The sequence below is a fragment of the Marivivens donghaensis genome, assembly GCF_030410045.1.
GTDB lineage: Bacteria > Pseudomonadota > Alphaproteobacteria > Rhodobacterales > Rhodobacteraceae > Marivivens > Marivivens donghaensis.
Map to the genome: position 1 here is coordinate 35,656 of NZ_JAUFRA010000007.1, position 15,446 is coordinate 51,101.

General features: G+C 52.6%; 15 protein-coding genes. 10 read left to right on the top strand and 5 right to left on the bottom strand.

Going from position 1 to position 15,446, the window contains the following annotated elements; all coding sequences use genetic code 11:
• Nucleotides 1-118 precede the first annotated feature (118 nt).
• Both QWY83_RS11875 and QWY83_RS11880 read left to right on the top strand, forming a co-directional pair.
• Nucleotides 119-283, top strand: a complete 165-nt coding sequence (locus QWY83_RS11875; protein WP_435404533.1) for a DUF2805 domain-containing protein — start codon at nucleotides 119-121, stop codon at nucleotides 281-283.
• 168 nt (nucleotides 284-451) lie between these two features.
• Nucleotides 452-859, top strand: coding sequence for a hypothetical protein (locus tag QWY83_RS11880; protein ID WP_249946870.1), 408 nt, complete (start codon nucleotides 452-454; stop codon nucleotides 857-859).
• Here QWY83_RS11880 and QWY83_RS11885 read toward each other — a convergent pair.
• The 4 genes from QWY83_RS11885 to QWY83_RS11900 form a co-directional block, all read right to left on the bottom strand.
• Nucleotides 834-1,826 carry a hypothetical protein gene (locus QWY83_RS11885; RefSeq protein ID WP_249946871.1) on the bottom strand — a complete coding sequence of 331 codons (993 nt, stop codon included), beginning with the start codon at nucleotides 1,824-1,826 and terminating at the stop codon, nucleotides 834-836. The genes QWY83_RS11880 and QWY83_RS11885 overlap by 26 nt on opposite strands.
• Nucleotides 1,827-1,836: 10 nt before the next feature.
• Nucleotides 1,837-2,412: a hypothetical protein gene (locus tag QWY83_RS11890; RefSeq protein WP_249946872.1), complete on the bottom strand. Its 576-nt coding sequence runs from the start codon at nucleotides 2,410-2,412 to the stop codon at nucleotides 1,837-1,839.
• 181 nt (nucleotides 2,413-2,593) lie between these two features.
• Nucleotides 2,594-3,964, bottom strand: coding sequence for a sensor histidine kinase (locus QWY83_RS11895; protein ID WP_249946873.1), 1,371 nt, complete (start codon nucleotides 3,962-3,964; stop codon nucleotides 2,594-2,596).
• Nucleotides 3,961-4,629, bottom strand: a complete 669-nt coding sequence (locus QWY83_RS11900; protein WP_249947054.1) for a response regulator transcription factor — start codon at nucleotides 4,627-4,629, stop codon at nucleotides 3,961-3,963. The genes QWY83_RS11895 and QWY83_RS11900 overlap by 4 nt, the downstream gene beginning before the upstream one ends.
• Nucleotides 4,630-4,773: 144 nt before the next feature.
• Between QWY83_RS11900 and QWY83_RS11905 the strand changes: the two genes are divergently transcribed.
• From QWY83_RS11905 to QWY83_RS11925, 5 genes are all read left to right on the top strand, one after another.
• Entirely contained in the window at nucleotides 4,774-5,862 is a 1,089-nt protein-coding gene (locus tag QWY83_RS11905) for a type 2 periplasmic-binding domain-containing protein (protein ID WP_249946874.1), read from the top strand.
• Between the two features lie 76 nt (nucleotides 5,863-5,938).
• Nucleotides 5,939-7,969: a tripartite tricarboxylate transporter permease gene (locus QWY83_RS11910; RefSeq protein WP_249946875.1), complete on the top strand. Its 2,031-nt coding sequence runs from the start codon at nucleotides 5,939-5,941 to the stop codon at nucleotides 7,967-7,969.
• Nucleotides 7,966-9,051: a 4-oxalomesaconate tautomerase gene (locus tag QWY83_RS11915; protein WP_249947055.1), complete on the top strand. Its 1,086-nt coding sequence runs from the start codon at nucleotides 7,966-7,968 to the stop codon at nucleotides 9,049-9,051. Before QWY83_RS11910 ends, QWY83_RS11915 begins: the two co-directional genes overlap by 4 nt.
• 9 nt (nucleotides 9,052-9,060) lie before the next feature.
• On the top strand, nucleotides 9,061-9,876 hold the full coding sequence (locus tag QWY83_RS11920) for a universal stress protein (RefSeq protein ID WP_249946876.1): 816 nt from the start codon (nucleotides 9,061-9,063) through the stop codon (nucleotides 9,874-9,876).
• Between the two features lie 74 nt (nucleotides 9,877-9,950).
• Nucleotides 9,951-10,925 (top strand): D-2-hydroxyacid dehydrogenase family protein, encoded by a 975-nt coding sequence (locus tag QWY83_RS11925; protein WP_249946877.1) that lies wholly within the window; start codon nucleotides 9,951-9,953, stop codon nucleotides 10,923-10,925.
• Here the strand turns inward: QWY83_RS11925 and QWY83_RS11930 are convergent.
• Nucleotides 10,900-11,925, bottom strand: a complete 1,026-nt coding sequence (locus tag QWY83_RS11930; protein ID WP_249946878.1) for an AbrB family transcriptional regulator — start codon at nucleotides 11,923-11,925, stop codon at nucleotides 10,900-10,902. The two genes, QWY83_RS11925 and QWY83_RS11930, sit on opposite strands and share 26 nt — an antisense overlap.
• 102 nt (nucleotides 11,926-12,027) lie before the next feature.
• Between QWY83_RS11930 and QWY83_RS11935 the strand changes: the two genes are divergently transcribed.
• From QWY83_RS11935 to tcuB, 3 genes are all read left to right on the top strand, one after another.
• Nucleotides 12,028-12,702 (top strand): GntR family transcriptional regulator, encoded by a 675-nt coding sequence (locus QWY83_RS11935; protein WP_353958953.1) that lies wholly within the window; start codon nucleotides 12,028-12,030, stop codon nucleotides 12,700-12,702.
• A gap of 164 nt (nucleotides 12,703-12,866) precedes the next feature.
• Complete coding sequence (gene tcuA / locus QWY83_RS11940) at nucleotides 12,867-14,192, top strand: FAD-dependent tricarballylate dehydrogenase TcuA (RefSeq protein WP_435404526.1); 1,326 nt, start codon at nucleotides 12,867-12,869, stop codon at nucleotides 14,190-14,192.
• Nucleotides 14,182-15,243, top strand: coding sequence for a tricarballylate utilization 4Fe-4S protein TcuB (tcuB, locus tag QWY83_RS11945; RefSeq protein WP_249946881.1), 1,062 nt, complete (start codon nucleotides 14,182-14,184; stop codon nucleotides 15,241-15,243). The genes tcuA and tcuB overlap by 11 nt, the downstream gene beginning before the upstream one ends.
• Nucleotides 15,244-15,446: the final 203 nt, after the last annotated feature.

A 15,446-nucleotide genomic window follows, 5' to 3' on the forward strand; every position in this document is an offset into this window, starting at 1 on the left:
TTGGGCACAACAGACGTTCGATGGCCGACTGCTTGATTTAGAGCCATAACCGCCTAGCTCGATGAGGATGACGAAACGAGAAATTATCCCCGAAGACCATCTGAGCGAGATTGTCGAAATGGCGCTGTCTGATGATATCCAATTCGCGGACATTGAGCGCCAGTATGGGCTGTCCGAGAAGGCTGTCAAAGCGCTTATGCGAGACACCCTTAAACCCGGGAGCTACAGATCCTGGAGAAAGCGCGTGCGTGTTTTTTCGGACCGCCGCGAACACTATAAATAGTCAATAGGCCCCCGTCAGAGCAGGTTTCAGTTCACGGGACAAAGGATCATTTGTCAGCGGTTGCACAATATCTGCAATCGTTGTTTGGTGTGCTATGGTAGTTAAATGCCTTAAGACGCCGTTCCCAAATACTTTTTCCGAGGGCAACACATTGAAAACAGCAACGGTATGAAACGTCATTTTACAACTCGTGCATTCATAACGGCTCTGCTCTTTGGGGCGCTCTATTCGCTGGTTATTGGAATTATTGGAGAGGTGGCTGTTGAGTATTGGGGCCGTCCCAGAGGTGTCGCCTATGGCATCTTCGGCTACTATTACTGGGTCTTTCTCAGCATCAATGGGCTTGCAATGGGCTTTGTTTTTCGGACGACACCAATTCGGTATGCGCTGCCAATGTTCGTGACCATCATTACCGTGCCGACATTTCTGTTTTTGCCAGATCAGGGCGAGCGTCCGATCCTTGCCGTGTATGCTGGTGCCATCTCAATGTGTCTGGCCTTGGCTGCGTTGGAATACTATCGCAGGAAGCGACCCAAACGGCAGTCTGATGCTAGTATGAAGGACTTACGAAGCTGATACTGCTCACGCGTTTATCCTGTCCGAATTCAATCAAGATACCCCATTCGTCCTCCGCATCGGGTACGTCGGAGCAGACGTGGGTATAATACCGATCTGAGGTGGCTGAATATCCGCTTGGCACACGCCCCAAAATACGGATCACTTCGCCGCGGGTCAGGCCAACCCTTAGCCCTGAGGGCGTGTGCCAACCCGGTGATGTGGTGGACATTCCATAGACCTTGTCCTGAAAAATATCGATATTCGCGCCAACAAGGACCATCCGATCTATCAACTCACCGCTCCCGAAAGGGTCTGCGACCGTTTCGGGTGATCCAAGTTTGCCGAGCGTATCCAGCGGACTGCCCATGCTGACGCCATTCAGGCTGAACTCGGATACGGGCAGGCAATCTTCGACGGTCTGATACAGATGGCTTTCCAACAGAAGCGGCGTGATCGGCGGTACAATACTGTCCGATACCCATGTAAAGGAGGATGGGTCCCACGACTGCCCAGCTGCTACCTTGATGTCAAGAATGCCGCCGCCAAAACCGTAGCTCACCGTTTCGGGGATGCATTCGAGACGTGCGGCTATTTCACCGCTCTGGGTCACCTCTACCCAGCCAAAGCGCCTGATTGGCTTTTGCATCTCTTTTTCAGAAAATGGACGGTCAAAGCCGCCGCCAACGTCATAGGCAAAGTCTCCGTTGTAAAAGGTAACGCTTTCGCTGATCGCTTTCCCCAGACCCGACCATGGTTCATAGTCAACACGCTCAACAGGTTCTGACAGGAACAGATCAGGTGTGCCGCCGACAGGCCCATAGCTGTAGGTTGCGACCTGATCGTCGAAACAGACAAATACCTCTGTGTTGCGTCCCTCGATCTGGCACGATGTAAAGGGTTCTTGTCCTGCCGGACAACCAGCCTGCGTCATGTTACCGATAAGTGCGCAGCAAGAGGCGAGATACGGGACAAGGTTCTGTTTCATGCCCTCGAGCCTAATCCATTTCGCCTCTTCCAATCAAACCGAGTTTCAATGCAGACTCCCGCATCGCTTCGACGGCTCGCATTGGCGGGTTTGCAGCACATGTGCCCGAAATTTCGTAGTAGAAATCGGAATAGAGCAAAGGCCAAGGCGTTGACTGCGTAACCACTTTGCTTTCACTGATGTTGTTATCGCGCATAAATCCCATCATCAGAACAGCAAATGGCAGAACGTCTTCGGATGGGAGCCCTAGGTCCGCATGAAACGCGGCGGTCCGCCCGTAATGGACAATCTCTGCGTCATGGTAGGCATCGATGACTTCAGTGTGGCGTTCACTAAGCTCCTCACACGTCAATTCTGACAGGTCATCGAAGGTGTAATGCCTGATAGGGGCCGGACCTGACCAGACGAAAGCAGCCAGAGCAGCTACCGAGACACATAACATAAGAGCAACTGCAACATACACCTTCATGATGCCAACTTGGATATGTGCAAGTGGATTGTCAAAACGCAATGAACTGCTCGGAGGCTGGGAGGGGGTTTTGGACGAAAGGCCCACGACCACATTCTTTTTACGTTGATTAGACATCATCATATTTTACTCGAGTAAAACAGCTGAGGCCAGATCAGCGCATCCGGCCCAAAGCTGCCATTTGCCAATGGCGCAGTGAACGTCAGGTAAGGCTCCATTTGTCTTAACGACACGTTTGAGCCTGGACGATTGGCCGAGTCGAGGAACGATCCTCAAAGGTGCTACATTCTTCCTAAAACTATGCTGAAATCGGAAGGCATATCGTGAACTGAGCTCCTTTGGAGACTAGATCTACTGTTAACCTGCCGTTCGATTGCTGGACGATCTCATTTGCAATCGCGAGGCCCAATCCGCTGCCTGTATTCGGTTCAAGCTGTGTGAAGCGTCCAAAAATTTTTGTGGCGTTGTCAGGATGCAGATCCTTTCCGTCGTCCCAGATAGACACTTTCGCGTGGTTGTCTTCCGCGTAGCAGTTGACGATTATTGTGCTCAATAACGGGCCGCCATGCGTCAGGGCATTGTCCAGTATGTTCTTGATCGCCTCTTTCAATAAAACTTCTGTACCATGAACTTTTAGCGCACCGTCAGATGAGTTGAATTCAAAGTGGATGTCTTGCTTGAGTACGAGGTAGGCGAAATCGGTGCAAACATCTGAGACGACAGAGTTCAGGTTGATCTCATGTGTTTCTCTCTGGTCGCGGCCATATGTCAGCCGTTCTAGGGACAAGAGTTGCTCGGTGACATGGGCTGAGTGTTTGGCAGCATAGAGAAGCTTTTCGATCCGTTGTTCGCGATCCTCGTTTGTTTTCGCAGATTTGACGGCCTCTGCCATTGCCAAGATGCCAGCTGCAGGATTTCGAAGTTGATGGGCCGCGTCAGATATAAAGGCCTGTTGAGCCGAGATGCTGTCGGAAACTTGCCCGAACAGACGGTTTAACGTTCTCACAATCCCTTTTACTTCGCCTGGAACAGCCCGTTTGATCGGGCTTAGATCGTTCTGAGATCGCTTATCGATTGCGTCTTGAAGGTCGTTGAGGGGGCGCAGACCCAACTGCACACCAAACCAAACGACAAGAGCAAGAGTCACCAGAAGTGCGCCCATCAATGCAGCAGCCTTAAGTGCGAGATCTCGTGCAAATTCGTTTCGGTCTGACATGCGTTGCCAAACTCGAATTATCGTTTGACCCGTTATGCCTCCGACTTGAGTGTTTTCGGTGAGCTTTAAGACACGGACCGGCTCATCACGGTATATGGCTTCAAAATAGGACGTCGTTTGAGGTTCAGCGCCGAGCGTTGCTGGTTCGACGGGTGGATACGCATATCCGGTGACGTAATATCCACCAGGTCCTGTCGCGTGATAGAAGACTTCGCCGCCAGACGCGTCGGTGAGTAAATCGCGGGTTGAAGGCGAAAGTGCGTCGCCCTCAGAGCTCGCTACGTCGCGTGAAATTGCTAAGGCTGTAGACAGCAAACCCCTATCAAAAAGCTCGTTTGCAGTCTGTTGGGCAACCGAAAATCGCCAATAGCCAAGAAATAAGCTCACAATCAAAAGTGGTGTAAGGATCAGAACGAATAGGCGAAATCGAAGTGTATGCGGGTCGGTTTTCATCCTTCGACCTCGAGTAGATATCCGAGGCCGCGGGCGGTCTTGATTTGAACCCCACATTGCGCCAATCGGCGGCGAAGGCGCGAAATATGAGGTTCAATTGCCGTGTCATCCACATCAGCACCGATACCGTAAACGTGGTCAATAATTTGGGACTTGGATACCAATCTCCCCTTGCGTTCGATGAGGCATTCTAAAGTCGCCAGTTCTTTGCGTGGTAAATCGAGGGGAAGGCCGTCAACAGTCACTTGGCGAGTCGAGCGATCAAAAATAAGTCGACCGAGGGTCTCTTTCGGGCTGTATTCGAGGTTTTTACGTCGTGAAAGAGCTCTGATCCGTGCTTCGAGTTCGTCCATTTCAAAGGGTTTCACCAGATAATCATCAGCGCCGCGATCCAGTCCTAAAACACGGTCGCTGGTTTCAATGCGGGCCGTGAGCAAGATCACGGGTGTATGCCCTCCGCGTTGTCGCAGCGCGTGCAACACGTCCAAGCCACTCATACTTGGCAGATTGATATCAAGCACGATGAGGTCTGCGCCTTCATTGCGAAGGTAAGTGTCGGCTTCTAATCCATCATGCAGAACGTCAACAGCATGGCCGCGGTCCCTCAATCTATAGGCGATCGCGTTGGAGAGTGTGACGTTGTCTTCGATGATGACGATACGAATTTTTCGACTCCGCAAGTTTGCCGCAAGGTTCGCACACAAAGTTCAACGCGTTGGAGGGGGGAATCAATCCCCAAAAAATAAATCGGATTAAAGTGGAGTTTTGACTGCCGCTGTGATCCCATCGGTCATTAAGGGAGGAAACCAATGACCTTACTAAAGCTTTCACGCCGTGCGGCGCTTGCCCTTACCGCAGCTGCTGGCTTGGCTGCGCCCGCAATGGCTGACGTTGATTTTTCCGGTAAAACGATTGAGTGGGTGATCCCATTCTCTGAAACTGGTGGGTCGGCGAAATGGGCGAACTTCTTTGCACCTCTTCTGTCCGAAGAGCTACCAGGTAACCCAACCGTTGTCGTTAAATTCATGCCAGGCGCTGGCTCCACTAAGGGCGCAAACTGGTTCCAAGAACAAACTGAAGGCGACGGCACGCTTCTGTTCGGTTCGTCCGGTTCTACTCAGTTCCCGTTCCTGCTGGATGACCCGCGCGTGATGTATGAATACGCGGATTGGAACGCAGTTATGGCAACAGGCACTGGCGGTGTTGCCTATCTCAACGCTGAAGATGGCGCGTTGTTCGATGGCTCGGCCAACCAACTGAAAGATATCCCGTTCATTTTCGGTTCGCAGGGCGCGACTGGTCTCGATCTTGTGCCTCTCTTGGCTTGGGAAATGCTGGGCATGAACGTCGAACCCGTCTTTGGCATCAAAGGCCGTGGCGATGGTCGTCTGATGTTTGAACGTGGTGAAGCAACGATCGATTACCAAACGTCGTCTGGCTACATCAGCGGTTCTATGGACCTCGTGAACGCAGGTACTGCGGTTCCAATGATGTCGTGGGGCGCTCTGGACGAAAACGGTATGATCGTGCGCGATCCAACGTTCCCTGATCTTCCGAGCTTTAAGGAAGTTTGTGAAGCGACTGACGGTTGTGAAACCTCTGGCCCAGCATGGGATGCTTGGAAAGCGTTCTTTATCGCAGGCTACCCGTCCCAGAAGATCGCGTTCCTGCCAGCTGGAACTCCTCAGGACGTGATCGACACCTACACTGCAGCTTTTGAAGCAGTGCGGGCACGCCCAGATTTCAAAGAAATCGCATCCCAGCAGGTTGGCGAATACCCGATGTTCGTAGGTGCAGGTGCTCAAAAGGCAACCGACGAAGCGACAACTGTTTCGGACGAGGCAAAACAATTCGTCCTGACATGGCTTAAAGACGCATATGGCGTCGAACTGAACTAAGCCAGTTCAAAGCGCCCTCTCGAATACGAGGGGGCGCACCTCATCAAAAAATCCAAATTAACAGAAAGCGACTCCGATGGAGATTTTCGCCAACGCACTTCCTGCGCTCGGTGACGCATGGGCATTGATACTCCAGCCTATTGTGCTGGGCTATCTAATCCTTGGTGTCACCATGGGCCTCGCGGTTGGGGTTTTCCCTGGCCTTGGTGGTATCGCCGGCTTGTCCCTCCTGCTCCCCTTCATGTTCGGCATGGAACCCGTTTACGGTTTGGCCTTGATGGTGGGGATGGTGGCGGTTGTGCCAACGTCAGACACCTTTGCTTCGGTCCTAATGGGGATACCTGGGTCATCGGCATCTCAGGCAACTGTGCTTGATGGTTTCCCGATGGCGAAGAAAGGCGAGGCCGCGCGTGCGCTTTCTGCGGCATTCGCATCTTCTCTGTTTGGCGGCTTAGTTGGGGCTCTCTTCCTGACTGCGTTTATCTTGGTCGCGCGTCCTATTGTTTTGGCATTCGGGTTACCCGAAATGCTGATGATAACGGTCCTAGGACTTTCGATGGTGGCTGTGCTTGCAGGGCGCGTTCCGTTGAAAGGACTGGCCGCTGCTGGCCTCGGCATGATGGTCGGGACTATCGGGATCGCCGACGCTGGCGGTTCGCTTCGTATGGCCAGCTATGACATCCCATACCTGACCGATGGCCTTCAGTTGGTGATTGTCGGCCTTGGTATCTTTGCGATTCCAGAAATTGTGTCTCTGCTTCGTCAAGACCGCTCCATCTCTGAGAATAGCAATTTGGGCGCTGGTTGGCTGAGCGGGGTAAAGGACTGGTTTGACAATATCTGGCTGTCCGTCCGCTGCTCGTTGATCGGTGTCCTTGTCGGCATCATTCCTGGCCTTGGTGGATCCGTTGTTGACTGGATCGCTTATGGCCACACGGTTCAGACCACCAAAGATAAATCGGGCTTTGGCAAAGGTAATGTGCGCGGTGTCATTGGGCCTGAAAGCTCGAACAACGCGAAAGAAGGCGGTGGCCTCGTTCCGACCTTGCTCTTTGGTATCCCGGGTTCGGGATCAATGGCGATCTTCATCGGCGCTATTGCTCTTCTGGGCTCTGGTGACATCGAAGTCGGGCCTAAGATGCTCAAGGACAACCTCGACATCACTTATTCGATCGTCTGGTTGCTCGCGCTCGCAAACGTGTTTGGCACGCTGATGTGTATCGCGTTGTCGGGCGGGATCGCACGGTTGACGACGATCCGCTTCACATACCTTGCACCATTCCTGTTCATGCTGATCAGCTTTGCGGCATTCCAATCTGGTCAGAGCTTTGAAGACCTCCTTGCTCTCTTTGCGATCGGGTTGGTCGGTATTTTCCTGCGGCGCTTTGATTGGTCACGACCCGCATTCCTGATTGGGTTTGTTTTGTCGAACCCCGTGGAAAAGTTTTCCAACCAAGCGTTTCAGATTGCGAGCTTCAAGTTCCGTCGCGGCTTTGAGACGGGCATGGAATATCTGTTCAGCCCAATCGTCATTGTATTGATCATCGTTACCCTGATTTCGGTTGTCTTTGGCATCCGTCAGGCCAAAGCGATCATGGCGGAAGGCGATGTTCAGTCTGGTAGCAAGCGGGCACCCGTTACGTTCTTGCTGATCATCACAGCCTATCTCGTTGTTGCGCTGTTGAACGCCAATGCGATCCCAGACTTCAACATGACCGATAAAATCGTGCCGCTCGTTGTTGGTGGGATTTCGCTGGCCTGTTGCTTGATTGTGTTGGTGCAGATGATGCGTAGCCCCGAAGGCGATGTGGTCTTTGCCGACAAAGAAGTGGCCGGTGAAGATGCGGACGCGCCTTACGGCCTTTGGTCGACGTTGGCGTGGTTTGCGGGATTGATCGCGGCCACGTGGGTCGTTGGTTTCATCATCGCTTTGGTTGGTTTCTTGATCACGTTCCTTCGGGTTCGCGCTCAGGCTGGTTGGTTCAAAACTCTTATCCTCACGGCATGTGGCCTAGGGTTCATCTGTTTGATGGCCGGCGCATTGAACCGTGATTTCCCCCCAGGACTTTTGCAGGGAGCGGTTGATATGCCGTGGCCGTTGAAATGACACAACATCCTATTCCGTACGTTTTTATGCGTGGTGGTACATCTCGTGGTCCGTATTTTAGCCGCGCAGATCTTCCAGAAGATCTCGATCATTTGGCCGAGGTATTGTTGGCTGTGATCGGGTCTGGACACAAACTTAATATCGACGGCATTGGTGGCGGAGCCGCAGTCACAACCAAGGTCGCGATGTTGAGCCGGTCGACTGACAGCTGGGCTGATGTGGACTACTTTTTTGCACAGGTTTCGGTCGAAGATCGTCTCGTTGATTTCAAGCCAACTTGTGGGAATATCCTTTCCGGCGTTGGTCCAGCTGCTCTCGAAATGGGGTTGGTAGAACCCTTGGGGGATGTCACTGAAATCAAGATCAACGCGGTGAATACAGGAGCACAGGTTGTTGCAAAGGTCCAAACGCCCGGCGGAAAATTGGACTATACCGGGCAGGCAGAAATTGCGGGAGTTCCAGGGACGTCTGCGCCTGTTGCTCTCAATTTTATGGGCGTCGTCGGGTCGTCGACTGGGGCGTTTTTGCCGACCGGAAATCTAACTGATGTTATTGGCGGGATCGAGGTCACGTGCATGGACGTCGCCATGCCATTGGTTATAGCTCGTGCATCTGATTTTGGACTTACGGGATATGAGTCCGCTGAAGAACTGGACGCCAATCGCGACTTCTTTGCGCGAATGGAGGCGATCCGGATCGAAGCGGGCGCGGCCATGGGTATGGGGGATGTTTCGAAATCCGTCACACCCAAATTCGGATTGCTAGCGCCGGCTAAGAACGGCGGGACGATCGCGACACGATACTTTATGCCGTGGAATACGCACCCGACAATGGCGGTAACAGGGGCGCAGTGCCTTGCGTCTTGTGCTCTAACCCCTGGGACTGTTTCTGATGGATTGCTGGATCGACCATCAACGGGACCAGCCGAAGTCATCCTAGAACACGCCTCTGGTAACATCGATGTGCTGGTCGATTTTTCTAATGAAGACGGTTTCAACCTCAAATCAGCAGGGCTGGTCCGGACCGCTCGAAAATTGGCGGATGGGCATGTCTACGTCCCAGCTGATGTATGGAAGAAATAGGAGGCACAGATGCCAGTTCTGAATATTTTGGTGGCCTTTAATGGTTCGGCCTCTTCTGTTTCTGCTCTTAAATATGCGGCGATGCTCGCAGATAAGGACGAAGCATATGTGACCGCTATTTTGGCTCATACGACACACGATGTCATAGATCGCAAGCATCGTTGGATACCAGCGCAAGCTGCAGCACTGATCGCCAATGCTAACGATGAAGTCATCAATAAAATTGAGGCAAAATTTATCGAGTTGTCGACCGAACTCGATATGGGAGACCGTCTGACATTCCGTCGGACCTCGGGACGCGTTGATGATCTATTAGCGCGCACTGCAAGATCATTCGACCTTTTGATCGTCGGTCAGCACTTAGACAATGACGATGAACACATCACCCTGCATCCCGATCGCATAGCTCTTATTAGCGGTCGACCTGTCATCGTTGTTCCAGCTGACTTCAGCCTGTCTGGTACCCACAGCCATGTGGCGGTTGCTTGGGATGGTGGGCGTGCGGCTGCAAGAGTCGTGTCCGATAGCCTGAGAATTCTCGAGGATGAAGGGAAGGTCAGCCTCTTGACCGTGCGAGGGACGGATAATCCACCCGTTGACGATTTGCTTCAACATCTCAGCCGTCACGGTACGGATGCTATCCATCACGACTTGCCTCGTGTCACATCGATTGGGGATGCGTTGGTCAATTTCTGCAAACGCCAAGACGCAACGCTTCTTGTTATGGGAGCCTACGAACATTCCAAGTTCCGCGAAGACTTCATTGGCGGCGTGACGGCGACTGTTCTGCGGGACACAAAGATACCTGTGTTGCTTTCTCACTAAAGCGACTTAGCTTCGGCGCATTCGGACTGACGCGGTCAAACCTTTTGGCTGCGGGCATGTTAGGGGGACACACTATGAAAATTCATATCCTAGATGACTGGTTTAACACGCTCAGTGGTTTGCCATGCTTTGAAAAGCTCGATCAGCACGATGTTACTGTCTGGACAGATCATGTTGCGGATATTGATCAGCTCGTTGACCGTTTGAGTGACGCAGACGGTGTTGTCCTCTTCCGCGAAAGAACGAAAGTGACGCGTGATCTTGTTGCGCGACTCCCGAACCTCAGATTAATCAGCCAACGTGGCGTCTATCCCCACATCGATGTGCAAGCCTGTACCGATCACGGCATTCTCGTTTGTTCTAAGACCAGCGGTGAGGCGCCTGCGCATGCCGCTGCCGAATTGACCTTTGCGCTGATTTTGTCTGCAATGCGCCAACTGCCACAGCAGATGGCTTCGGCAAAAGCGGGGACTTGGCAGGTCGGCGTGGGAAAAACTCTACATGGCAGCACGCTAGGCCTTTATGGATATGGACGCATTGCCAAGGCCGTTGCGGGTTATGCCAAGGCGTTTGGACTTAATGTCATCTGGTGGGGGTCTGAAGAAGGTCGTCGTCGGGCTATTGCAGATGGCAATACCGTCCCTTCGTCGCGGGAAGAGTTCTTTGGCTCATGCGATATTGTGTCAGTACACGTGCGGATGCTGCCTCAGACTAAGGGGCTGATCACCGCGACTGACTTGGCATCGATGCGAGAAGGTTCGGTATTCGTTAACACCTCCCGAGCAGGATTGATCGAGGCGGGCGCGCTTTTGGAAGGCCTCAATCGGGGCAGACCCGAATATGCGGCTATTGATGTCTTTGACGTTGAACCTCTGCTCGATCCCACGGATCCACTGCTAAGTCATCCAAATCTAATCGCAACGCCTCATATTGGTTTCGTGACCGAAGATGAGTTTGATTTTCAATTCTCAGATATCTTTGATCAAGTGAACGCCTTTGCGAATGGTTCACCCATTCATATGATCAATCCCGAAGCTTGGAACGTTTGATCAGCCCCGCAATCAAAGGCGCTCCGGTAATCACGAGAATGATCCGGACTAGATGATGGGTTACGACATAACCCAGATCAGCGCCTGCGATGATGGCCAGAACAGTCATCTCTGCTTGGCCGCCGGGAGCGAAGGCCAAAAAAGCTTCGACTTTCCCGCCCAGGCCAAAATAGAAGACGATCTGGCTAAAGAACTCGGCGAGCACGGCGAGAAGAGCAACGTAAGCGATACCTGCTGCAACGAAGCGCCGAAGTTCCTTTAGCGTAACGCCGACAAAATGCACCCCGATGCCGACCCCAATGAAGAATTGGGCGAAAAGGATTGCTTCGCGAGGGGGGCGGACGTGAATGAGATCGCCGAGCGACAGCGCAGCGGTCGCTATCATAGGGCCAAGGATAGACGCCCCAAACAATCCAACGCGGGTCCCAATTTTCCAACCACCAATGGCTGCAATCGCCATAAGGACGAGTTCCATCAAAGGAACGTCCGCTACTGGGGTGCCGATCGGATTATTGAGGGAAGCGTCATAAAGAGTGGTTAGGACGAAAGGTGCGATAGTGACAATAATCAGGACTCTCGTCGCGTGAATGAGCGACAGCGCGCGTGGGTCTCCACCTGCCTCTGTTCCAAAGATGACCATGTCCTGCAACCCACCTGGCATCGCCGCGTAGTACGACGTGGTAGGGTCTAGTTTCCAAATGCGTCTGAAAAACGGGACCCCAACGGCCCCAATCGCGAAAATGAACACAGGTATCATAGCGATAGAGACCAGCATCGTCGGGAGCTGATGGAACAGTGCAGGTGTAATACTTGCGCCAACCGCGACGCCCAGAATAGTGCGCGCACCAACCGAAATGTCACCAAACCCTTTGAGAGGAAGGCCTGTGAGGGCCGCCAATAGGCAGGCAAACATGGGGCCGAACAGGAATGGCAGGGGCAGGTCGAGGGCCAAGAAAACGCCGACACCTATCAGAGCCAAGGCAAAGGTGACTGCTCTCATGGAGCCATTTGAAAGTTGGGGCTTTGCCATTGGATTATCTAACATTTGACTTGCTTTGAATCCGAATGTATACACTTGGATACAATATGCAAGGTAGTTGTTATGGCAAAGCACGACGACAACATTTCCGCCGATGGGCCGCAGGGCAATCAGGCTTATCTTCAATTGTTGTCTGATATCCGTGAAGGACGTCTGGCGGCTGGTGATCGCTTGCGTGAAACCGATTTGGCAGAGCGGTTTGGAATTAGCCGAACGCCGATCCGTGAAGCTATCCGGCTCCTCGAAGCAGATGGTTTAGTTTCTCATCAGCCGCGACAAGGGGCCACCATAAGGAGCCTCGACTATGCGGAGGTGATGGAGCTGTATGAAATGCGGTCAGTCTTAGAAGGGACTGCTGCGCGCCTTGCTGCCCGTTCCGCATCGGACATTGAGATTGAAGAATTGATCGCTTTGAACGACGACCTGGCTGCGGCGGGCAATTCGCCTGAGGCGTTTAGGTTGAACCGCCAATTCCACCACGCTTTGCTTCATTCGACGAAAAACCGCTTTCTGGCGAAATCAATGGATAGCCTGCAGAAGTCTTTGATGATTTTGGGGCCGACCACTTTGACTCAGCCCGACCGAGCAGAACGCGCGATTGAGGAACACAATGATGTTCTTACAGCAATTCGTTCGCGTGATGGCGATACCGCTGAAAAGGCGATGCGCGCTCATATCCAAGCCGCCCAAAGAGTGCGAATTCGCGCCCTGAGGCAATTGCCAGTTACGGAGGACTAACACTCTATCTGGCTGGTTCCTCCCTCCAACAAGCGATGAAACCAGAAACCGTGAATTGCGGTGCAGATAAAAGCAATACAGAGATGAACAGACAGTCAACAGCGAACGATCCCAACTGGGATGTAGTCGTGGTTGGAGGAGGGAACGCCGCCCTTTGCGCAGCAATGACTGCTGCCGAAGAAGGTGCGCGCGTCCTGATCCTCGAAACCGCTCCAAAACCCTATCGAGGTGGTAATTCTCGGCACACCCGTAACTTCCGGTGCATGCATCATGGACCACTTGGGCCATTGATCGAAAGCTACACCGAGGACGAGTATTTCAGTGACCTTATGAAAGTTACTGGTGGCAAGACACATGAGGGTCTGGCCCGTCTGGCCATACGCGCGTCCGAAGAGTGTCTGCCTTGGATGGAGGAACACGGCGTTCGGTTCCAGCCGTCATTGTCGGGAACGCTCTCGCTGGCGCGCACGAACGCGTTTTTCTTGGGCGGGGGTAAAAGTCTCGTTAATGCGTATTACCGAACCGCCGAAAAACTCGGCGTGACTGTGATGTACGAAGCGGCGGTGACCCACATCGAATTGGATGATGATCGGGTGAGCTATCTTGACTACACGCTGGCCGATGAAACGCATCGAGTCTATCCAAAGTCTGTCGTGGTCGCTTCGGGTGGTTTTCAAGCCGACACCGACTGGCTTGCCCGTGCTTGGGGGCCAGCCGCGAAAAACTTCCTCATCCGCGGCACACCTTTCAACAGAGGTGTCGTTCTCGCAGACCTTCTCAATCAGGGCGTTGAGCAGGTTGGAGATCCCACACAGTGCCACGCGGTTGCCATTGATGGGCGTGCTCCAAAATTTGACGGTGGCATTGTCACCCGATTGGACTGCGTGCCGTTCTCAATCGTCGTGAATAAGAACTGCGAGCGGTTCTATGACGAAGGCGAAGATGTCTGGCCAAAGCGCTATGCGATCTGGGGTCGCTTGGTTGCGGCACAACCAGATCAGGTCGGGTACGTCATCATTGATGCAAAGTCTCTGAATCTATTCATGCCATCTGTATTTCCGCCAATCAAAGCTGACAGCATTGAAGAGTTGGCCGAAAAGATGGGTCTTTCGCCAAGCGCACTGAAAAATACGGTTGAGGAATTCAATAGGTCTTGTGGTGATACCTCCAATTTTCACCCGACCGAACTAGACGGTGTAAGAACCACCGGACTTAACCCCGCGAAAACCAACTGGGCACGACCAATCACAGAAGCGCCGTTCTACGGCTACAGCCTCAGAACCGGCGTCACATTCACCTATCTCGGTCTAAAAGTGGATGAAAAAGCGCAATGTTCTGTGGGGAACCGCCCAATAACCAACCTATGGGCGGCTGGCGAAACAATGGCTGGTTCAATCTTGGGGCAGGGATACTTGGCCGGTTTTGGCATGACGATCGGAACAGTCTTTGGACGCATCGCAGGCAAGGAGGCCGCTGCCCATGCAAATTGATTTTCTAAATGAAGCGCGCCGACAGGCAGAGATCTGTAACGCTTGCCGTTACTGCGAGGGATATTGTTCAGTGTTTCCAGCGCTCCACGCCGAGCGCGCCTTTTCTGATGGAAATTTGACCCAGCTTGCCAATCTTTGCCACAATTGCAGAGGCTGCTACTACGCATGTCAGTACACAGCGCCGCATGAGTTTGACCTCAACCTGCCGCAGGCGTTGGCCAATGTGCGTCAGCAAAGCTGGGAAGAGTTTGCCTATCCAAAATCCGCAGCCAAAGCCTTTCAGAAGAATGGTGCATTGATCGCCCTGATGGCGACAGTAGGGTTTGCATTCTTCTTTTGGTTAGCAAGGCAGGTGGCAACGATCGGTGGCGAAGGCTTCTACTCAATCCTGTCTCATAACATGATGGTCGCCATTTTCATGCCGGCTTTCGTATTTCCGTTGGTGAGCATAGCGATGAGTCTTCGCAGGTATTGGCGTTCTGTTGATGGTGACCCTGTAAAGTTGGCTCACCTCAAAAAAGCATTTGCCGCAGCTGCCGTAATGAAGAACCTAAAAGGCGGTCATGGTGATGGGTGTAATTTCGAGGAAACTGATCGGTTTTCCCAAGGCCGACGCCACGCGCACCAGGCAGTGATGTATGGATTTTTGCTATGCTTCGCCGCGACGAGTTCTGCAACATTTATGCATTACCTCTTCGACATGCCCGCACCTTATCCGTTGTGGTCGTTGCCAAAACTCTTGGGCGTCGTAGGAGGAGTCATGCTTTCGCTCGGCTGCCTTCAAATGATCCGGCTCAAACTGAAGGCAGACAAGGCACTTTCTGCAAACAACGCATTCTCCGGAGAAATCGGGTTCATCGGTCTCCTGGGTTTCGTGGCATTCAGCGGACTGCTTCTCTATTTGCTCGGAAATACCGAGCTGATGCCGGTGACCCTGTTTCTTCACTTGGGCGCGGTATTGGCGTTTTTCACGCTGACACCATTCACTAAGATGGTCCACGGATTTTACCGTCTAGCTGCCCTAACACGTGATGCTCAACGGACGAAATAAGCTTGATGAGGCAAGATCGAGCTGTGTTCTTGCCTCATCGTTTTCTTGGTTCAGCGAATGACCGCTAACCGCCCAAAATGTAAAAGACGCATTCTGATCCATCGCATATTTCAAGCGATTTCCAAATTAATGCCTATCGATCTGACGAGGTGATGGCATCAAATCGGTCATTTCTCATCCATAATCAACATATAGAAAAGGCG